This is a genomic window from Tabrizicola sp., assembly GCF_041913445.1.
In the GTDB taxonomy this organism is placed as follows: domain Bacteria; phylum Pseudomonadota; class Alphaproteobacteria; order Rhodobacterales; family Rhodobacteraceae; genus Tabrizicola.
In genome coordinates, this window is sequence record NZ_JAYSFG010000013.1 from 54,555 (window position 1) to 72,029 (window position 17,475).

The window sequence follows — 17,475 nt, forward strand, 5'->3', positions numbered from 1 at the left end:
CTGGGGCCCGCCTTCGGGTGGGCCCCTTTCACTTAGGGAACTGCCCCCGTGAAAGTTGAACTGACCCCTGTGAATGCCCCGTCGATCAAGTCGCGCCCGGTCTACGCGCCGCTGGAACCGCGTCCGGGCAAGCTGCATGTAATCGTTGCAGACGACGCCGGAGCGGATGCCGTTACCGACATGCTGGCGAAGGCGAACAACCGTTCGGAAATTCTGTCCGGCGCACATGTGATGTATTGCCCCGGCCCGACCGGGACGGACGGGACGGCGAATCTGGATGCTTTGGGCGCGGCGCAGTTCTTCCGCGCGCCGACCATTCCGGCGCTGCTGCCGCGTCTTGTGCGGGTGCTGTCGGATGCCCATATGGGGACTCAGTTCTACCTCGCCGGCACGGAAAGCCTGATCGGCCAGGCGGAACGCGAGATCATGAATACCGGCTTCCCCTTCGCCTCGATCCAGAAGGAGCAGCGCGGATCGACCCTGCGGCGGGTGCAATGCGTGCACTGCAAGGGGATCACCGAGAACGTGGCGACCGACCCGTTCAAATGCAGCCATTGCGGGCTTAACCTCTTTGTCCGCGATCATTATTCCCGGCGGATGGCGGCCTTCCAGGGCGTGAACATCGATGCCGAGGACCCCGGCCTGGTGCCGGAAAGCGTCGTGAGGTTCAAATGAGCGGGGGTGCGAAACTCCAGGTCCGCGTGGCCGAGGTGGTCGAGGTCAACGAGCTGATCAAGCGCTTCCGCTTCGTGGCGCGGGACGGCTCGCCGCTGCCTGCGTTCTCGGGCGGGGCGCATACGGTTGTCGAGATGGATGACCACGGGACGCGGAGGCTGAATCCTTATTCACTTATGTCCGACCCCGAGGATCGGTCGGGCTATGAGATCTCGGTCCGCCGCGATGACGTGGGCCGGGGCGGGTCGCTGTACATGCACCGGCATGTGAAGCCGGGGATGGAGATGACGCTCTCTTACCCCGTCAACCTGTTCCCGCTGGACAACCGGGCGAAGAAGCACCTTATGATCGCGGGCGGGATCGGGATCACGCCGTTCCTGGCGCAGATCGCGCAGATCACACATTTCGGCGGCAAGTTCGAGTTGCACTATTCGGCCCGATCAAAGCCGCTTGGCGCCTACATGGACCGGCTGACGTCGGCGCATCCGGATCGGGTCCACTGCTACTTCGACGACCAGAAGCAGATGATCGACCTGGGCAAGGTGCTGGAAAACCAGCCGATTGGCACGCACCTTTATGTCTGCGGGCCGAAGGGAATGATCAACTGGGTGCTCGCGACGGCGGAAAGCATGGGCTGGCCGAAGCAGGCGCTGCACCATGAAGAATTCCTCGCCCCCGGCACCGGCCTGCCGTTCCAGGTAGAGCTTGCGGCCAGCGGCAAGACCATCACCGTAGGCACGACGCAGAGCCTGCTCGAGGCGATGGAGGCGGCGGGTGTCGACGCGCCATACCTCTGCCGGGGCGGGGCCTGCGGGCAATGCGAAACGGCCGTTCACAAATGTGACGGGACGATCCTGCACCGCGACCACTGGCTGTCGCCGGAAGAGCAGGCCTCCAACCAGAAGATCATGCCTTGCGTCAGCCGCTTCGAGGGCAAGACCCTCGTCATCGACCGATAGGAGACGACGATGAGCCTCGATTTCAAGTTTACGCCCGATGATTTCGGTGGCTTCTTCCGGGACGAGACGTTCCGCGGGGATTTCACCTACAAGAACAGCAATCCGCGCCGGTTCCCGTTCCCCTTCGACCGCGACGACTACATGTATTCGGTCAACATGGAGCCGCACACGCCCGGCCGGAAGGGCACGGCCTTCGAGCACACCTTCGACGTCGACGAACACTACGTCGCCGAGATGATCGACCGCGCCAAGGTGCTGGCCGAGGATCCGCTGCGCTGCCAGTCCCTGCCGCACATGACGCTGGCGGGCTGGGACGTGCTGGAACTGATCATGGAGACCAAGGCGCGGGACTATCCGCAGTGGTTCTCGCTGACCAAGGACGGCAACCGCTGGCATTGGGTGAACCGGCCGCTGGGGATCGAACAGTCGTTTACATTCCTGGACGAATCGACGCTGCCCTACCCGCCCTTCGAATACATCATGCGGCAGACCCAGGGCGACTGGACCCTCCAGGATGAACGCGACGGGACGCTGTGGATGGATGCGGGGATCGCCACCAGCCAGGCCGACTGGTCGGTGGACTTCGACGTCGGCATGAACTTCATGGAATGGCACGCTCCAGTTCCGCTGGCGCATGAGAAGGGCGTCTTCGAACGCGCCCTGAAGTTCCTTCTGAAGCTGCAGCACGGCGCGCCGGTCCGGCGGTTCAACTGGACGATGACGGTGAACCCGCTTCTCGACACCGCGCCCGAGACCTATCCGAAGTGGGGGCCGATGAAGACGACCCTGACGCCGGAGAACCTGGGGAAGAAGCAGCACCTCCGGGTGGAGTTGCAAAGCCTCTACCGCCTGCCCCGGTCGAACGCGATCGCCTTCGACATCCGCTGCTATCTTTGCAGCTTCGAGCAGATCGTCACGGTTCCGAAATGGGGCCGCCGCCTGCACCGCGTGCTGCGCGACCTGCCGGACGAACTCGCGACCTACAAGGGTTTCATCCGCAACCGCCCCGCGATGGTCGAATGGCTGTCCAAGTACGACGACGGCCAGCCCACCTCTCCCGGCTGGTGGCCTGATGACTGACCGGACCGGCCCCCTGCGCCTGGGGTTCCTGATGTTCCCCGGCTTTCCGATGGCCTGCCTCACCTCGGCCATTGAGCCCCTGCGCGCCGCGAACGAGATCACCGGGCGGCAGGAGTTCGTCTGGAAGCTGGTGGCCGAAGCGCCCTCGCCCGTCCGCTCCAGCGCCGAGATCGGGTTCGACCCGGACGTGACGCTGCAGGACCTGGAGGGGATCGACCACCTTTACCTTCTCTCACCCCCCACGGCCGAATTCTCCGACCCCCGGCGCAGCCCGGCCAAGCTGCGCTGGCTGGACCGGACCGGTGTCACCCTCGGGGCCTTCTCGGGCGGGATCTTCCCGCTGGCCCGCTCGGGGCTTCTGGAGGGCAAGGCCTGCTCCGTCCACTGGTGCTACGAGGCCGCCTTCAAGGCGGACTTCCCGGCCGTCGAGGCGCGCGAGGTCACCATCCTGCGCGAAGGCCGCCGCACGACGGCCAGCGGGGCCGGCGCCGTCTTCGACCTGATGCTGCGGCTGATCGAAGAGCGCCTCGGGCGCGACTGCATGACCGAGGTTGCCTGCTGGTTCCAGCACCCCTTCGTCCGTGACGCCGACGCCTCGCAGAAGGTTCCCGTCGCGCGGGCCGGCGGGACGACCGACAGCCTTCCCGCCGCGATCCGCGAGGCGATCCGGTTGTTCGAGACCCATGTCGAGGACCCGCTGCGCATCCCTGACGTCGCGCAGGCCGTGGGCCTGTCCGGCCGCCACTTCGAGCGCCTGTTCAAGCGCGAGACGGGGCAAAGCCCCCTGCGTTACTACCACCACATGCGCCTGCAGAAGGCCCGCCAGCGCGTGCTCTATTCCAACGATTCTCTGCGCGAGATCGCGGCTTCGGTCGGCTACATGACCTCCAGCCCGATGATCCGGCACTATACGGAATTCTTCGGGGTCTCGCCCCGCGACGAACGCCGCCTGACCCAGACCATGCGCCGAGCGCCGGTGCGGGTAGAGGCGGCGGAATAGTCAGCCCTGCGAGGAGAGGATCGCGACGCCCGCGAAGACCACTCCGATCCCGGCCCATTGCACGGGGCGCACGGGCTCGCGCAGGAAGCGCCAAGCCAGAAGCACGGTGACGAGGCCGAAACAGGACGAGGTGACCGAGGCGAACTCGGGCCGGTCGAAGCTGCCCGCGGCGGTGACTGCGAACATGCCGCCAAGGTCGAGGGCCGCCATCATGGCCAGGATGGGCCAGACGGTCAGGGCCGGCCGGACCGCGACGCGCTGTCCGAGGATGAGCATGAGGATGCCCGCGCAGCCGGCGAGGCGGGCGATCAGGGCGACGGGGGCGTCGGCGGCCGCTTCGGCGGCGGAGTGGAGCATCCCAAGGCTGGCGAAGAAGCCGGCTGCGGCGGCGATGGACCAGAGGATGGCCGCGCGGCTGGAGCCTGCGCCGTCACCCCCCTCACCACGTGCGACGAGGGCCACGCCCGCGACGACGGCACCGGCGGCCAGCCAGACGAGGAGCGTGATCTCTTGCCCCTGGACCATGGCAAGGCCAACGGAGAGCAGCGGATAAGCCCCGCAGATCGGCGCGACCAGCCGGACGGGGCCGATGGCGAAGGCGCGGTAAAGGGCATAGACGCCAAAGGCATAGACGAGGCCGGCCAGGACAGTGAAGCCGATCAGGCCCGGTGAGAGTTCCGTCCAGCCGGGCGACAGAAGCGCGAAGGGCAGGATCCAGAGGACTCCGAAGACGAGGACCAGGAAGTAGAGGGCCGCCGCATCGGCCGCGGCGGAGACGCGCCGGACGGTGAAGTCATGCAGACCCCACAGGAGTGCGGCCGTCATGCCCAGCATCAAGGACTCCATGCCCATCCCTCGCCATCCGATTTTTCGCTGGTTAGCATGCACCGCGCTTGCGGCAGAAGGCAAGTCGCGGTATTCCTGTCATTAAAATTCCTTTTCTGCCGTTCAATACGACGAGAGGCTCTGATGCTGGACCAAGCCTATCCTTCCGTCCTGCCGGGACCGCCACGGCCCAGCCGGATTCTGACCCCGCAGGGGTTCTCGCGCCATCATGGGCAGGAGCGGCATGTCGTGCCGGGTGGCGGGGCGGTGCTCTTGCAGTTGATGGTCGGCGACCGGCTGACGCTGGTGAACGACGAGGGTGGCCAGCCGGTGGAGCTGGTCACGGCGACGAAGGATGGCCGGATCGACGCGGCGATCCTGGGGCAGGCGGCGAATTCGACGGCCGAAGGGCTGAAGGCGATGCTGGCCTCGGGCGAGGAGAGCCTGGCGCGGCTGCGCAAGGGTCTGGAAGCGCGGCGGATCGACCTGGCGACGGCCGGGGCGGTGCGGCTGTTTTCGGGAGAGACTCCGGCGGGGACAAGGGCTGAGCTGACGGTGCTGGACGAGGGCTGGCTGGTCTTCTGTGCGCCTGGCCTGCCGATGGCTCCGGATGCGCAGGACACGGCGACTCAGGTGACGTTGCTTGTGCAACGCGCCAAGCCGCGGATGGTGGGGCATTATGACCTGCCGGACCCGCTGGCCGACCCGATCCTGGACCTGCGGGTCAAGTCGGCGACGGCGGAGAGCTATTTCGTAAAGGCCGGCGACTACATCCAGATCCTGGACGTGGATGGCCGCCAGTGCACCGACTTCCAGTGCTTCGACGCGCGGAAGCTGGACAAGGGCATCCAGCACGCGCTGGACGTGACGACCTCGCGCACGCTGATGGGCCACGCCTATTCGATGCCGGGGCTGCATTCGAAATACTACGACCAGGACTGGGTGCCGCTGGTCGAGGTGGTGCAGGACACGGTGGGGCGGCATGACGCCTTCGCGATGGCCTGCGCGTCCAAGTATTACGACGACATCGGCTATCCGGGGCATGTCAACTGCTCGGACAACTTCAACAAGGCCTTGGCCGGGCGGGGCGTCGATGCGCGGCCGGGCTGGATGGCGGTGAACCTGTTCTTCAACACCAACATCGACGCCCATGGCGTGCTGATCAGCGACGAGCCGTGGAGCCGTCCCGGCGACTACGTGCTGTTCCGCGCGCTGACCGACATCGTCTGCGTGAACTCGGCCTGCCCGGACGACACCTCTCCGGCCAATGGCTGGTACCTGTCGGACATCCATGTCCGCACCTATTCGGGGGCCGAAAAGTTCTCCCGTTCCATCGCCTATCGCCCCACGCCCGCTTCGGAGCCGAAGATGACCAAGGAAACCGCCTTCCACTCGAAGATCGCCGAAAAGACCCGGCATGTGGTGGAGTACAAGGGCTACTGGCTGCCGCAGGTCTATTCGCAGAATGGCGCGCTGGAGGAATACTGGGCCTGCCGTCAGGCGGCGGTGGTGCTGGACCTGTCTCCCCTGAGGAAGTGGGAGGTCACGGGGCCGGACGCCGAGGCTCTGATGCAGTGGGTGCTGACCCGCGACATGAAGAAGCTGTCCCAGGGCCAGGTGGTCTATTCGGCCATGTGCTATGAGCACGGCGGGATGATCGACGATGGCACGGTGTTCCGCCTGGGCCGCGACCAGTTCCGCTGGATCGGCGGGGATGAATATGGCGGGCACTGGATCCGCGAGCAGGCCGAGAAGCTGGGGCTGCAGGTGATGGTGCGGTCCTCCACGGACCAGCTGCACAACCTGGCGGTCCAGGGGCCGAACAGCCGCGAGATCATCAAGCGCATGATCTGGACCGCCCCGCACCAGCCGACGATCGAGGAGCTGGGCTGGTTCCGCTTCACCGTGGGCCGGTTGGGCGGGCCGTCGGGGGCGCCGGTCGTGGTGTCGCGGACGGGTTATACCGGCGAGCTTGGGTTCGAGATCTTCTGCCACCCGAAGGATGGCGCGGCGGTTTATGACGCGGTCTGGGCAAATGGCGGCGACCTGGGGCTGAAGCCGATGGGGCTGCAGGCGCTGGACATGGTGCGGATCGAGGCGGGGCTGATCTTCGCCGGGTACGACTTCAGCGACCAGACCGACCCGTTCGAAGCGGGGATCGGGTTCACGGTGCCCTTGAAGTCGAAGACCGACGATTTTGTGGGCCGCGAGGCGCTGATCCGGCGGAAAGAACACCCCAGCCGAAAGTTCGTGGGGCTGGAGATCGACAGCAACGTCGACGTGGGCCACGGCGATTGCCTGCATGTCGGCCGGGCGCAGGTGGGCGAGGTGACCTCTTCGGTGCGGTCTCCGATCCTGGGCAAGAACATCGCGCTGGCACGGGTCGACGTGGCGCATAGCGAGGTCGGGACGGCGCTGGAGGTGGGCAAGCTCGACGGTCAGCAGAAGCGTCTTCCTGCGGTGATCGTGGGCCTGTCGCACTACGACCCGAAGAAGACGCGGCCGCAGAGCTGAGGGTGCGGACTTTTTAGAAAGTCCGGTTCGGAGCCTTCAAAGGCTCCGGTTCGATTTCTTTGAAGAAATCGGGGAGAGGAGGATGCGATGGAGCCGATGATCGACCGGATCGGGGGGGAGGAGAAGGTTCATCTCCTGGTGAACCACTTCTACGACCTGATCGAGACCCTGCCCCAGGGCAAGACGATCATGGAGATGCATCTGAAAGGCCACGGGCTGAGCCATGTGCGGCCCGAGCAGTTCAACTTCCTTTGCGGCTTCTTCGGCGGGCGGCGGTACTACCATGAACTCCACGGCCACATGAGCCTGCGAGAGATCCACGCCCATGTGGAAATCCGCACCCAGGACGCCGAGGATTGGCTCGCCGTGATGGACCGGGCGATGGTCGAAACCGAAGTGGCCGAGAAGGAACGTGGCGAGATCATGAAGACCTTCCGTCGCGCAGCGCTGATGCTGGTCAATACCGACTGAGGGTGCCCCCCACCCCCGGCCCCTCCCCACGGCGGGGGAGGGGAGGGGCCTAGGCGCACCGGTCGTCTACAGTGCGCCATCGCGCAGGGCTTGGACCTTGGTCCGCAGATCGAGGTCGGCGATGATCACCCGGCCGACCGCGACCAGTTCATCCCGAAGGTCGGTGGGCAGGATCTGGGTGCGGCGGTAGAAGCGGTCGATCTCTTCGGGCGGGGATTCCGCTAGGAAGGCCTGTAATTCGGGCCGGAACTGGTAGGCCCCCTTCGTCATCCGGAACATGAGCCGCGACTGCCAGTCCGCGCGGTCCTGCGCGTGGAAGTGGAGGAGTTTCATCTCGGGCTGCCAGTCCGGGGTGCGGACGAACTCCTTGTCGACCATGACGGCGTGAAGGCGCGGAAGAAGGCCGGGCACGCGCGTGCGGTAGATCACTTTGCCCACCGTGTGCGACAGCATCCCGTCGCGGATCACCTTGCGGTATGGGCCAAGCGCGGCGCGGCGTCGGGGCCAGTGTTCGTGCCGAAGCGCACCGCGAAACTCGCGCGAGGTGAAGATGTCGTCGGGCAGGAGCGGGTCGTGCATCGCCTCGAAGGGTTCCAGCTTCATCGCGATGGTTTCGGCCGGCGTGTCGCCGAGGATCGCGGCGATGGGGCGCGCGGGCAAAAGGAACTCATCCACGTCGATGTGGACGATCCAGTCCGAGGTGACCAGTGCGCGGTAGGTGTAGCGGGCGTTCAGCGTCTGGCGGTTCTGGTGCTGCGGCGGGCGCTTCTTGCCCGTGCGAAGCCAGTGGTCCTCGTCGCAGGGTGTGACGGTGACCCGAGGGTGGCTGGCCAGCGGGACGGGGATCGGCTGGTCGGGGTCGTCGAAGAAGAGCCAGAGGTGATCGGCCCCCAGCGAAAGGTGGTGCGCGGCGAAGGCGAGGACTTTCTCCTCGGGAGCCTTGATGGTGGCGACAAGGCTCCACGTCGCCATCAGAGCGCGCCCAGGAGGTCCCGGGTCGGCCAGCCGTCGGCGGGGAGGCCGAGGCGCGCCTGTTCCTTCTGAACGGCCGTGCGGGTGCCTGCGCCGAGGATGCCGTCTATCTCTCCCACGTCATGTCCAAGCGCGGCGAGTTTCTCTTGCAGGGCCTTCATCTGGTCGAGGTCCAGCGCGGGGTCGGGACTGCCCGCGGCATAGGGCTCGGCCCCTTCGATGCGGGTGGCGAAATAGGCGGCTGTGGTGACGTAGACGAAGCTCTTGTTCCATTCGAAGAGCACGCGGTAGTTCGGATAGGCGAGGAAGGCGGGGCCCTTGCGGCCTTGGGGGAGCAGGATCGAGGCGGTGAGGCCGGGGGTCAGGGGGCCGTTCCGGGGAGTGACGCCAATGGCCTGCCAGTCTTCGGTGGTCTTTTCCGTGTCGAGGCCGGTGAGGGACCAGTCGAAGTCGTCGGGCAGGGTGACCTCGGCCAGCCAGGGTTCGCCCGCGCGCCAGCCGTGGTGCTGGAGCATCCGCGCGCCGGAGAGGATGGCGTCGGCTTCCGACGTCTTCAGCAGGATCAGCCCGTCGCCATCGCCATCGACGCCGCGCTCCAGGATATCCTTAGGCAGCATCTGGACCATGCCGATCTCGCCCGCCCAGGCGCCGGTGGTATCGAGCGGGAAGTCGTTCATCGCGTGGAGTTTGGCGGCGGCGATGACCTGGGGCTGGAAAAGTTCCGGGCGGCGGCAGTCGTGGGCTAGGGTGAGGAGCGCGTTACGGGTGTTGAAGTCGCCCTGGACCTGACCGAAGTCGGTCTCGAAGGCCCAGAAGGCCAGAAGGATGCCGCGCGAGACGCCGAAGTCGGTCTCGGCCCGGGTGAAGATGTCGTTCAGGGTCTCGGATTTCGAGCGCGCGGTGGACAGGCGCTGCTTGGAGATGAGGGACTGCGAGAAGTCGAGGAAGGTCTTGCGGAAGACGCCTTGGGAACGGTCGGCCTTGAGGACTTTGGGGTCCTGCTTTGCGCCCTTGAAGAAGGCGGCAGCGGCGTCGGTGGGGACGCCTGCGGCGATGGCTTCTGCTTCCATTGCCGTGAGGAACTCGCCGAAGTCGCCGCCACAGGGGGCCGCGGCGGCGGGGGTGGCAAGGGCGAGAGCGAAGAGGGCAGCGCGCATGGGGTCTCCGTCGTTTGAGGAAACCTAGGTGAGCGCCACCAGAACGGCAACCGCAAGGAGGGCGGCCCAGACGCGCCAGAGAGCATCGGCGGCGGCGTCGATGTCGTCTGGGCCGGGGTCGCGGCGGCCCTCGGGCCAGACCCAGGGATAGTCCTTGCGGACACCGTTGTAGCTGCGCGGGCCGGAGAGGGCGACGTTGAGGACGGGGGCGAGGGCGCTTTCGGGCCAGCCGGCGTTGGGGCTGCGGTGCTTGGGGGCGTCGCGGAGGATGGGAGCGGGGTCGGTCCAGCCGTGGGTCAGCGCGATGAGAAGGGCCGTCAGGCGGGCGGGGATCAAGTTGAGGACGTCGTCGAGGCGCGCGGAGGCCCAGCCGAAATCTTTGTAGCGTGGCGTCAGGTGGCCGATCATGCTGTCGGCGGTGTTGATCAGCTTGTAGGCCAGGATGCCGGGCAGGCCGAGGATGAGGTACCAGAAGACGGGGGCGACGACGCCGTCCGACAGGTTCTCGGCCGCGCTTTCGATGGCGGCGCGGGAGATGTCAGGGCCGGTCATTTCCGCGGTGTCGCGGCCGACGATCATGCTGACGGCATGGCGGCCTTCGGGGATGGACCGGCGGAGGGCCGTGGCGACGGCGCGGACGTGTTCGACGAGGGATTTCTGCGCGACGAGGATGGCGACGGCGAGGGCCTCCAGCACCCCGTGGTCGGGGATCATGTGGATCAGCCAGCCGAGGATGAGGCCGGTGAGCGTGAGGCCCGCGGCGACGAGAGTGCCCTTGAGCTTGAGGTCCCCGTCGCGGTTGAACCGTTGGTCACACCAGCCGACAAGGCGACCCATCAGCACGGCGGGATGGGGCATCCGGTCCCAGAGCCAGCGCGGCTCGCCGAGGGCGGCGTCGAGGAGGAGGGCGACGATCAGGATCATGGGCGTGGCTATCGGCAGGGACGCGGTGATTCGCAAGCGGTTGCAGGGCGTTCGCCGTGCGTCCTATTGTTTCGCGGGCCGGATCAACCATGGATTGTGGAAATCCGTGTCTTTCCCGACATACACGGTTTACATTCCGGCAATACCCTTGTGGCAGCTTGATTTTCTGAGGGTCCGCTCCAGAATTTCATTTGGGGAGAGGTCGAGGCTGCCATGCTTGAGTTTCTGCCGACGTATGTGCGTGAAGGGCTGGAAGCGGCCCGGAAGAGGGACCTGAAGCGCAAGTCGCGACTGCGCGTGCAGGTGGGCGATGCGGTCTATCCGGTCCTGCGGTTCTGGGACAACGGCTTTGCGCTGGATGCGGATTTCTCGCCGGGGAAGCTGCGAGGGCTGGTCGATGTCTATGACGGCTCGCGCCACGTGTTCCAGTGCCTGATCATGGCATCCAGCATCGACAACGGCGAACTCGTCTGCGACTTCAAGCGCGCGACGGCAGTGACGGAACGCGCTCCGCTGGACTTCTGGCGGGATGAGAACGCGCCGGTCGGTTATCTGCCCAAGGCTTGAACCGGGGACGATTTCTTCAAAGAAATCGTGACGGAGCCTTCAAAGGCTCCGGTCCGGAATTTTTGAAAATTCCGGTCAGGGCCGGATTTCCACCTTGGTCCCGACGGGAGTGACAGCCCAGATTTCCCGCATCTCGGCATTGGTCAGCGCGATGCAGCCTGCCGTCCAGTCGCCCTTGATCTTCAACCCGTCCGGGAGGGCATTCGGCTGGCCGTGGATGAAGATGTCGCCGCCCGGCGAATAGCCGCCCGCGCTGGCGCGGATCAGGTCGTCCTTCTGCGGGTAGTCCAGCCCAAGCGACAGATGAAAAGCGCTTTCATCGTTGCGGCGGTCGATGGTGAACTCCCCTTCCGGGGTCTTGCCATCGCCCTGGCGTTCCTTGTCGCCCTCGGGCGTGAAGCCAAGCGCGATCTGGTAGGTCCGCACCGGCTTGCCGTCCTGGATCAGCTGCATCTGCCGGTCGGACTTGTCGATCACGATCCGGGCCACCGCCCCCGTCAAGGGCGGCGGAGGCGGCAGGGGGCGCATCGGGCTGTAGAGTGAGGCGGCGATGAAGCCGAAGCCCACCAGCAGGCAGAGGTAGAAGAAAAGCCGCAAAAGCCTCATTGCAGGTCGGCGAAGGCCCTTTCCAGCCGCGAGACCGCCTCCACCACTTGCGCGCGGGGGCAGGCGAGGTTGAAGCGAAGGAAGCTTTCGCCCCCGGTGCCAAAGGCCGAGCCGTGGTTGGTGGCGATCTTGGCCTGTTTCTCGACCCGCTCGATGAACTCCTCAGGCGCCATGCCGGTGCCGGAGAAGTCGACCCAGGCGAGGTAGGTCGCCTCCAAGGGCGTGGAGCGTAGCCCGGGGATCTTTGCGATGCCTTCATCGAAGAGCTTCCGGTTGCCGTCGAGGTAGCGCATCAGCGCGTCGACCCAGGCGGCGCCTTCGGGCGAATAGGCGGCGGTCGCCATGTGCATCCCGAAGGAGTTGGGCGAGATGCCCATCGCGTTGATCGTGCCTGCGAAGGTCTTCCGCAGCGCGGGATCGGCGATGATGACGTTGCCGATATGGGCCCCGGCGATGTTGAAGGTCTTGGTCGTGGCGGTCATCATCACCAGCCGGTCGGCGATCTGCGGGGCGGCCAGCGCCATGACGGTGTGCTTCTGGCCGGGGTAGACGAGGTCGTGGTGGATCTCGTCCGAAACGAGGATCAGGTCGTGCTTCACGCAGAAGTCGGCGATCTGGCGAAGCTCCTCCCCCGTCCAGACCCGGCCGCCGGGGTTGTGGGGGGAGCAGAGAATGAACATCCGTTCTTTCCCGGTCAGGTACTTCTCCCAATCCGCGGTATCCACCTGGGCCAGGCCATCCTTCAGCGTCAGCGGGCATTCGGTGACGCTGCGCCCGGCGGCTTTGATGACGCGGGCGAAGGCGTGGTAGACCGGGGTCATCAGGACGACGGCGTCGCCGGGCTGGGTGTAGCTTTGGACGCAAAGCGCCGTGCCGTTGACGAGGCCGTGGGTGGTGAAGATCCAGTCGGGCTGGACCTCCCAGCCGTGGCGGGTCTGCATCCACCAGCGGATCGCGGCGAGGTAGGCGGTGTCGTCGCCGAAATAGCCGTAGACCCCGTGGTCGAGCATCTTCTGCAGCGAGTCCTGCACGACCTGTGGCGGCTTGAACTCCATGTCCGCGACCCACATGGCAAGGCCCTCATCAGCCTTGAAGCCGTAGAGCGGTTCCAGCATGTCCCATTTGACGCAATGGGATCCGGCGCGGGAGATGGGGGTGTCGAAGGTCATGTCATCAGGCCTGTTGGTTGGGATGTTCATCCGATTATTCCATCACTGTCGGGAAGTCATCCCAATATTGTCCACTGATATGGAAAATCATTCCGGAAGCACGGGTTTACTTGGAACAAAGAGCTTGCGCCTTGGGGTGACGGGCTTCTCCCCTGTTCCTCTTGCCATCGCAGGGCGGCTTTCGTAAATCCCGGACATGATCCGCCCCATCCTGATCCATCCTGACCCGCGCCTCAAGAAGGTCTGCGATCCCGTGGCGGAAATCACGCCTGAGATCCGGGCCTTGGCCTCCGACATGCTGGAAACCATGTACGACGCGCCGGGCATCGGCCTTGCCGCGCCGCAGGTGGGCGTGACGAAGCGGATCATCGTGATGGACTGCATCAAGGAGGGCGACCCGGAGCCGATCGCGCTGGTCAACCCGCAGATCGTCTGGTCGTCCGAGGACCTGTCGACCTATGAGGAAGGCTGCCTATCGATCCCCGAGCAATACGCCGAGGTAAAGCGGCCCGCAGAGGTCAAGGTGCGCTGGCTGGCGCTGGACGGGTCCGAGCAGGAGCGGCAGTTCTCGGGCCTTTGGGCAACCTGCGTGCAGCACGAGATCGACCACCTGGATGGCAAGCTCTTCATCGATTACCTGGGCCCGCTGAAGCGCCAGATGATCACGCGGAAGATGGAAAAGCTGAAGCGGGAACGGGCGCGGGCCAGCTGAAGCCGCGGGGGTGACTTTCCGCCCAAAGGACCTCGAAGGAAACCCTGATGCTGCTGCCGATCCTGCGCTGGCCCGATCCCCGCCTTTCGCAACCCTGCGCCTCGGCGGTCCTTGATGACGATTTGCGGTCGCTGGCGGCGGACATGCTGGAGACGATGTATGCCGCCCCGGGCCGCGGGCTGGCGGCGTCTCAGGTCGGGCGGCTGGTGCGGATGTTCGTGATGGACGTCGACTGGAAGACGGGCGAGCCCGCGCCGATGGTGTTCGTGAACCCGGAGCTGGAGCTGATGGGCAACCGCGTGACGGGACCCGAAGGCTGCCTGTCGATCCCCGGCCCGGTCACCGAGGTGGAGCGGAACGACACGGTGCGGGTGCGCTGGACCGACCTGGAGGGCGCGGCGCGCGAGCAGGTCTTTGACGGCTTTGCCGCCATCTGCATCCAGCACGAGAACGACCATCTGGACGGGATCCTGACGCTGGACCGGCTGCAGCCCGAGGCCCGGGCGAAGGCCGAGGCGGAGGTGCTGGCATGACCGTGCGGCGTTGTGTTCCCTGGCCTTCGGCCGTGCTGCGGACCCCGGCGGCGGATGTGGCGGAGATCACGGACGAGGTGCGGCAGACCTGGGCCGACATGATCGACACGATGGACGCGATGCCGGGCTATGGGCTGGCGGCGGTGCAGATCGGCGTGCCCTTGCGGCTGGCGGTGGTGGATTGCTCTGAGGCGCGGGGGCAGGCGGTGCGGATGGCGAACCCGGAGGTCCTGCATGCGAGCGGGCAGATGCGGGAGCATGAGGAGGCCTCGCCAAATCTGCCGGGCGTCTCGGCGGTGATCCAGCGGCCGCGGGCGGTGACCGTGCGGTTCGTCAATGACAAGGGCGAGGTCGAGGAGCGGGACTTCGTCGGGCTTTGGGCAACGTCCGTGCAGCACCAGATCGACCATCTGGCGGGGAAGATGTACTTCGACCACCTGTCTCCGCTGAAGCGCAAGATGCTGATCGCCAAGGCGCAGAAGCTCGGGCGGCGCGGATGAAAGTCGTTTTCATGGGCACGCCGGAGTTTTCTGTCCCGGTGCTGGAAGCGCTGCACCAGCGGCACGAGATTGTCGCCGTCTACTGCCAGCCGCCCCGCCCGGCGGGGCGGGGGAAGGCGGACCGGCCGAGCCCTATCCAGGCGCGGGCCGAGGCTTTGGGCCTGCCGGTGCGGCATCCGGTGTCGCTGCGCAGCCCGGAGGCGGTGGCGGAGTTTGCGGCGCTGGGGGCCGACGTGGCGGTCGTCGTTGCCTATGGGCTGATCCTGCCGCAGGCGGTGCTGGACGCGCCGCGGCTGGGGTGCCTGAACATCCACGCCTCGCTGCTGCCGCGCTGGCGGGGGGCGGCGCCGATCCATCGGGCGATCATGGCCGGCGACCGGGAGACCGGCGTCTGCATCATGCAGATGGAGGCGGGGCTGGATACCGGGCCGGTCCTTCTGCGCGAGGCGGTGGAGATCGGGGCGGAGGAGACGACGGCAGAGCTGCATGACCGGCTGAGCGCCTTGGGCGCGCGGCTCATCGTGGCGGCGCTGGAGCGGTTGCCATTGCCAGCCGTGCCGCAGCCCGAGGAGGGCGTGACCTATGCCGCGAAGATCGACAAGGCCGAGGCGCGGGTGGACTGGACCCGCCCGGCGATAGAGGTGGACCGGCTGATCCGGGGACTGTCGCCCTTTCCCGGGGCCTGGGTGGAGGTCAATGGCGAACGGGTGAAGCTGTTGCGGTCTCGGCTGGCCGAGGGGTATGGTGCCCCGGGGCAGGTGCTGGGCGGGTTCACCGTGGCCTGCGGCACGGGCGCGGTGGAAGTGCTGGAAGCGCAGCGCGAGGGGAAGCGATCGATGGCGGCCTCCGAAGTGCTGAAGGGGCTGAATCTTCCTGCGACGCTATAGCGCAGGGCGCAAAGGGTTCCCATATTCCGCGAAGAACGGTGGGGAGGGACGCCATGCCGCTTGTTGCTCTTCTGGTCGTCGGGGTTGCCGTGGGCTTCCTGGCCTCACGCATCCTCAAGGTGAACCTGGACACGCCATCCACCATCGCTCTGGGGGTCCTGGGCGCGCTGGTCGGGAGCCTTGTGCTGCGCGGGCTGACGATGCTGGCCGGTATCGGGGCGGGCTTCGTTGGCGCCCTGATCGGGGCGCTGGTGCTGATCTGGGCGTGGAAGACCTACGCTAAGTAAGCCGCTTCACGGCGTCCTTCAGGCGGAAGGCGGGTTCCCCTGCCGCCGCCCAGAGCGACTGGCCTTGCCAGGCGGCGAACAGCAGTGCCGCGCTTTCTCGGGCTTTCAGGCTGTTGCCAAGGCGGAGGGCCAAGGCTGCCTCGACCGCAGCGCGCCAGCCTGCGGCGCGGGCGGCGAGGTCCGGATCGCGCAGGTCCACCGCGATGGCCCCGGCAGGAACCGGGCCGATGGCTTTCAGCAAGCCCTGCGGTCCCTTGTCTGCCGTGCCCGCAATGGCCTCGGCCGTGCGGTGGTCGAGCGCGTCCCAGAAGGCCAGGCGCGCGGCGCGGACCATGCCGTCGCGGCTTTTGTACCGCTGGACGAGAGTCGGAGGGGCAAGCCCCGTGGCCGCCGCAATGCTGCCGAAGGAGACGGCCTTGTCGCCGCCCTGGTCCAGCAAGCGCTGGATCGCGGCGAAGACCTTGTCATCCGGGACAGTGCGGGTGCGCGGCATGGGGCAATGCTAGACGAATGATCGTTCACATCGCAAGCCTTACCGCTTGGGGGCATCCGGGCGCGGCGGCTGCGACTTGTAGACCGGGAGCCGCCAGCCAAGGGCGATGCTTCCGGCGCGCAGGGTGAAGACGAGCGCCGCACAGACGATGAGGGCAAGACCTTGGCCGAGGCCGCAAGCAAGGGCCACGACCGCGCCAATCGACCCTGCAAGCGCGCAAGTGGCGTAAAGCTCGCCCTGTTTCAGGATCAGCGGGACCTCGTTGCAGACCACGTCGCGCAGAAGGCCGCCCATGCAGCCGGTGACGATCCCCATGACCAGGACGATGGGCCAGCCTTGCCCTTCCGACAGGGCGACGGCAACGCCGGCGGGGACGGCCACGGCCAGGGCGAAGGCGTCGAACCACAGGAGCGCCCGGTAGCGGCTTTCCAGAAGATGGGCGGTGAAGAAGACCAGGATGGCAGCCGCCGTGGCGACACCGAGGGTCAGCGGATCGGCGACCCAGAAGACCTCGCGGTTCAGGATTGCATCGCGGAGCGTGCCGCCGCCGACGGCCGTGAGGCAGGCGATGAAGATGAAGCCCACGATGTCCAGTTGCGACCGGCTTGCGGCGAGCGCCCCGGTCAGGGCGAAGACCAGCACCGAGGCATAGTCGAGCGCGTCGAGAAGCGTCAGGCCCCCCATCAGGCGGAGGCCTTGAACGGGGCCATCCCGGCGCGGGCGAGGGCGTCGGCGCGTTCGTTCTCGGCATGGCCCGCGTGGCCCTTGATCCAGCGCCAGGTGACCTGGTGGCGGGCCGCTGCAGCCTCAAGCCTTTGCCAAAGCTCGACATTCTTGACCGGGGACCCGCCCGCCGTGCGCCAGTTCTTCCGCTTCCAGCCCGCCACCCATTCGGTGATGCCGTTCTTCACATAGGCGCTGTCGGTCACGATGGTCAGTTCGGACGGGCGGGACAGGGCCTCCAGCGCCGAGATGGCGGCCAGAAGCTCCATCCGGTTGTTGGTGGTCTGCGCCTCGCCCCCGGAAAGCTCGCGTTCCTTGATCACCGCGCCGTTCTCGCGCGCGATCATCAGCACGCCCCAGCCGCCCGGACCGGGGTTTCCGGAGCAGGCGCCGTCGGTGTAGGCGAAAAGCTCGGCCATGG

Annotated in this window: 21 protein-coding genes; 12 read left to right on the plus strand and 9 right to left on the minus strand. The window is 66.6% G+C overall.

The genetic code is table 11. The annotated features are described in order from the left end of the window. Positions 1-48: 48 nt before the first annotated feature. Genes ACE3Q6_RS14885 through ACE3Q6_RS14900 form a run of 4 tightly spaced genes read left to right on the plus strand, consistent with a single transcriptional unit; the run spans position 49 to position 3,714 of the window. Positions 49-675, plus strand: a complete 627-nt coding sequence (locus ACE3Q6_RS14885) for a dimethylamine monooxygenase subunit DmmA family protein (RefSeq protein ID WP_374433928.1) — start codon at positions 49-51, stop codon at positions 673-675. Next, positions 672-1,634, plus strand: coding sequence for a 2Fe-2S iron-sulfur cluster-binding protein (locus ACE3Q6_RS14890; protein WP_374433931.1), 963 nt, complete (start codon positions 672-674; stop codon positions 1,632-1,634). Before ACE3Q6_RS14885 ends, ACE3Q6_RS14890 begins: the two co-directional genes overlap by 4 nt. A 9-nt stretch (positions 1,635-1,643) precedes the next feature. Then, positions 1,644-2,714 (plus strand): DUF3445 domain-containing protein, encoded by a 1,071-nt coding sequence (locus tag ACE3Q6_RS14895; RefSeq protein ID WP_374433932.1) that lies wholly within the window; start codon positions 1,644-1,646, stop codon positions 2,712-2,714. Beyond that, complete coding sequence (locus ACE3Q6_RS14900; protein ID WP_374433934.1) at positions 2,707-3,714, plus strand: GlxA family transcriptional regulator; 1,008 nt, start codon at positions 2,707-2,709, stop codon at positions 3,712-3,714. The genes ACE3Q6_RS14895 and ACE3Q6_RS14900 overlap by 8 nt, the downstream gene beginning before the upstream one ends. Here ACE3Q6_RS14900 and ACE3Q6_RS14905 read toward each other — a convergent pair whose 3' ends face one another. Beyond that, positions 3,715-4,548 (minus strand): EamA family transporter, encoded by an 834-nt coding sequence (locus tag ACE3Q6_RS14905; RefSeq protein ID WP_374433937.1) that lies wholly within the window; start codon positions 4,546-4,548, stop codon positions 3,715-3,717. A gap of 135 nt (positions 4,549-4,683) precedes the next feature. On the opposite strand from ACE3Q6_RS14905, the gene ACE3Q6_RS14910 reads away from it, so the two are divergent. After that, the gene (locus tag ACE3Q6_RS14910) at positions 4,684-7,053 is read left to right on the plus strand and encodes a DUF1989 domain-containing protein (protein ID WP_374433939.1); all 2,370 of its coding nucleotides are present in this window, start codon (positions 4,684-4,686) and stop codon (positions 7,051-7,053) included. A gap of 87 nt (positions 7,054-7,140) precedes the next feature. Further along, positions 7,141-7,524 carry a group II truncated hemoglobin gene (locus tag ACE3Q6_RS14915; protein WP_374433941.1) on the plus strand — a complete coding sequence of 128 codons (384 nt, stop codon included), beginning with the start codon at positions 7,141-7,143 and terminating at the stop codon, positions 7,522-7,524. Between the two features lie 66 nt (positions 7,525-7,590). On the opposite strand, the gene ACE3Q6_RS14920 is transcribed toward ACE3Q6_RS14915, so the two are convergent. Genes ACE3Q6_RS14920 through cbiB form a run of 3 tightly spaced genes read right to left on the minus strand, consistent with a single transcriptional unit; the run spans position 7,591 to position 10,577 of the window. Continuing rightward, a complete protein-coding gene (locus ACE3Q6_RS14920) occupies positions 7,591-8,496 on the minus strand; it encodes a glycosyltransferase family 2 protein (RefSeq protein WP_374433943.1) in 906 nt (301 codons plus the stop codon). Further along, positions 8,496-9,653 carry a lytic murein transglycosylase gene (locus ACE3Q6_RS14925; protein WP_374433945.1) on the minus strand — a complete coding sequence of 386 codons (1,158 nt, stop codon included), beginning with the start codon at positions 9,651-9,653 and terminating at the stop codon, positions 8,496-8,498. The genes ACE3Q6_RS14920 and ACE3Q6_RS14925 overlap by 1 nt, the downstream gene beginning before the upstream one ends. 24 nt (positions 9,654-9,677) lie before the next feature. Further along, complete coding sequence (cbiB, locus tag ACE3Q6_RS14930; RefSeq protein WP_374433948.1) at positions 9,678-10,577, minus strand: adenosylcobinamide-phosphate synthase CbiB; 900 nt, start codon at positions 10,575-10,577, stop codon at positions 9,678-9,680. A gap of 213 nt (positions 10,578-10,790) precedes the next feature. Between cbiB and ACE3Q6_RS14935 the strand changes: the two genes are divergently transcribed. Continuing rightward, positions 10,791-11,144 carry a hypothetical protein gene (locus ACE3Q6_RS14935; protein WP_374433950.1) on the plus strand — a complete coding sequence of 118 codons (354 nt, stop codon included), beginning with the start codon at positions 10,791-10,793 and terminating at the stop codon, positions 11,142-11,144. A gap of 75 nt (positions 11,145-11,219) precedes the next feature. On the opposite strand, the gene ACE3Q6_RS14940 is transcribed toward ACE3Q6_RS14935, so the two are convergent. Further along, entirely contained in the window at positions 11,220-11,750 is a 531-nt protein-coding gene (locus ACE3Q6_RS14940; protein WP_374433952.1) for a murein L,D-transpeptidase family protein, read from the minus strand. Next, on the minus strand, positions 11,747-12,919 hold the full coding sequence (locus ACE3Q6_RS14945; RefSeq protein WP_374434072.1) for a MalY/PatB family protein: 1,173 nt from the start codon (positions 12,917-12,919) through the stop codon (positions 11,747-11,749). The genes ACE3Q6_RS14940 and ACE3Q6_RS14945 overlap by 4 nt, the downstream gene beginning before the upstream one ends. Positions 12,920-13,115: 196 nt before the next feature. Here ACE3Q6_RS14945 and def (ACE3Q6_RS14950) point away from each other — a divergent pair, with 196 nt between their 5' ends. Genes def (ACE3Q6_RS14950) through ACE3Q6_RS14970 form a run of 5 tightly spaced genes read left to right on the plus strand, consistent with a single transcriptional unit; the run spans position 13,116 to position 15,838 of the window. Then, on the plus strand, positions 13,116-13,631 hold the full coding sequence (gene def, locus ACE3Q6_RS14950) for a peptide deformylase (RefSeq protein WP_374433955.1): 516 nt from the start codon (positions 13,116-13,118) through the stop codon (positions 13,629-13,631). Between the two features lie 44 nt (positions 13,632-13,675). After that, entirely contained in the window at positions 13,676-14,164 is a 489-nt protein-coding gene (def, locus tag ACE3Q6_RS14955; protein ID WP_374434074.1) for a peptide deformylase, read from the plus strand. Continuing rightward, positions 14,161-14,664 (plus strand): peptide deformylase, encoded by a 504-nt coding sequence (gene def, locus ACE3Q6_RS14960; RefSeq protein ID WP_374433957.1) that lies wholly within the window; start codon positions 14,161-14,163, stop codon positions 14,662-14,664. Before def (ACE3Q6_RS14955) ends, def (ACE3Q6_RS14960) begins: the two co-directional genes overlap by 4 nt. Then, the gene (gene fmt, locus ACE3Q6_RS14965; RefSeq protein WP_374433961.1) at positions 14,661-15,551 is read left to right on the plus strand and encodes a methionyl-tRNA formyltransferase; all 891 of its coding nucleotides are present in this window, start codon (positions 14,661-14,663) and stop codon (positions 15,549-15,551) included. Before def (ACE3Q6_RS14960) ends, fmt begins: the two co-directional genes overlap by 4 nt. 53 nt (positions 15,552-15,604) lie before the next feature. Next, the gene (locus ACE3Q6_RS14970; RefSeq protein WP_374433964.1) at positions 15,605-15,838 is read left to right on the plus strand and encodes a GlsB/YeaQ/YmgE family stress response membrane protein; all 234 of its coding nucleotides are present in this window, start codon (positions 15,605-15,607) and stop codon (positions 15,836-15,838) included. On the opposite strand, the gene ACE3Q6_RS14975 is transcribed toward ACE3Q6_RS14970, so the two are convergent. From ACE3Q6_RS14975 to rnhA, 3 genes are read right to left on the minus strand one after another with little or no spacing between them, the layout of a single operon-like run. After that, a complete protein-coding gene (locus ACE3Q6_RS14975) occupies positions 15,831-16,331 on the minus strand; it encodes a transcriptional regulator (protein ID WP_374433966.1) in 501 nt (166 codons plus the stop codon). The two genes, ACE3Q6_RS14970 and ACE3Q6_RS14975, sit on opposite strands and share 8 nt — an antisense overlap. 39 nt (positions 16,332-16,370) lie before the next feature. Then, positions 16,371-17,006, minus strand: coding sequence for a trimeric intracellular cation channel family protein (locus ACE3Q6_RS14980; protein WP_374434076.1), 636 nt, complete (start codon positions 17,004-17,006; stop codon positions 16,371-16,373). 8 nt (positions 17,007-17,014) lie between these two features. Further along, positions 17,015-17,473 (minus strand): ribonuclease HI, encoded by a 459-nt coding sequence (gene rnhA / locus ACE3Q6_RS14985; protein WP_374433968.1) that lies wholly within the window; start codon positions 17,471-17,473, stop codon positions 17,015-17,017. Between the last annotated feature and the right edge of the window lie 2 nt (positions 17,474-17,475).

Excerpts from the sequence above, each read along its gene's own strand:
- fmt (WP_374433961.1), top strand. The coding sequence starts at position 14,661 with ATGAAAGTCGTTTTCATGGGCACGCCGGAGTTTTCTGTCCCGGTGCTG.
- ACE3Q6_RS14935 (WP_374433950.1), top strand. The coding sequence starts at position 10,791 with ATGCTTGAGTTTCTGCCGACGTATGTGCGTGAAGGGCTGGAAGCGGCC.
- ACE3Q6_RS14900 (WP_374433934.1), top strand. The coding sequence starts at position 2,707 with ATGACTGACCGGACCGGCCCCCTGCGCCTGGGGTTCCTGATGTTCCCC.
- def (WP_374433955.1), top strand. The coding sequence starts at position 13,116 with ATGATCCGCCCCATCCTGATCCATCCTGACCCGCGCCTCAAGAAGGTC.
- ACE3Q6_RS14940 (WP_374433952.1), bottom strand. The coding sequence starts at position 11,750 with ATGAGGCTTTTGCGGCTTTTCTTCTACCTCTGCCTGCTGGTGGGCTTC.
- def (WP_374433957.1), top strand. The coding sequence starts at position 14,161 with ATGACCGTGCGGCGTTGTGTTCCCTGGCCTTCGGCCGTGCTGCGGACC.
- ACE3Q6_RS14970 (WP_374433964.1), top strand. The coding sequence starts at position 15,605 with ATGCCGCTTGTTGCTCTTCTGGTCGTCGGGGTTGCCGTGGGCTTCCTG.
- ACE3Q6_RS14945 (WP_374434072.1), bottom strand. The coding sequence starts at position 12,919 with ATGACCTTCGACACCCCCATCTCCCGCGCCGGATCCCATTGCGTCAAA.
- ACE3Q6_RS14905 (WP_374433937.1), bottom strand. The coding sequence starts at position 4,548 with ATGCTGGGCATGACGGCCGCACTCCTGTGGGGTCTGCATGACTTCACC.
- ACE3Q6_RS14975 (WP_374433966.1), bottom strand. The coding sequence starts at position 16,331 with ATGCCGCGCACCCGCACTGTCCCGGATGACAAGGTCTTCGCCGCGATC.
- ACE3Q6_RS14920 (WP_374433943.1), bottom strand. The coding sequence starts at position 8,496 with ATGGCGACGTGGAGCCTTGTCGCCACCATCAAGGCTCCCGAGGAGAAA.
- ACE3Q6_RS14890 (WP_374433931.1), top strand. The coding sequence starts at position 672 with ATGAGCGGGGGTGCGAAACTCCAGGTCCGCGTGGCCGAGGTGGTCGAG.
- ACE3Q6_RS14925 (WP_374433945.1), bottom strand. The coding sequence starts at position 9,653 with ATGCGCGCTGCCCTCTTCGCTCTCGCCCTTGCCACCCCCGCCGCCGCG.
- rnhA (WP_374433968.1), bottom strand. The coding sequence starts at position 17,473 with ATGGCCGAGCTTTTCGCCTACACCGACGGCGCCTGCTCCGGAAACCCC.
- ACE3Q6_RS14915 (WP_374433941.1), top strand. The coding sequence starts at position 7,141 with ATGGAGCCGATGATCGACCGGATCGGGGGGGAGGAGAAGGTTCATCTC.
- ACE3Q6_RS14910 (WP_374433939.1), top strand. The coding sequence starts at position 4,684 with ATGCTGGACCAAGCCTATCCTTCCGTCCTGCCGGGACCGCCACGGCCC.
- ACE3Q6_RS14895 (WP_374433932.1), top strand. The coding sequence starts at position 1,644 with ATGAGCCTCGATTTCAAGTTTACGCCCGATGATTTCGGTGGCTTCTTC.
- cbiB (WP_374433948.1), bottom strand. The coding sequence starts at position 10,577 with ATGATCCTGATCGTCGCCCTCCTCCTCGACGCCGCCCTCGGCGAGCCG.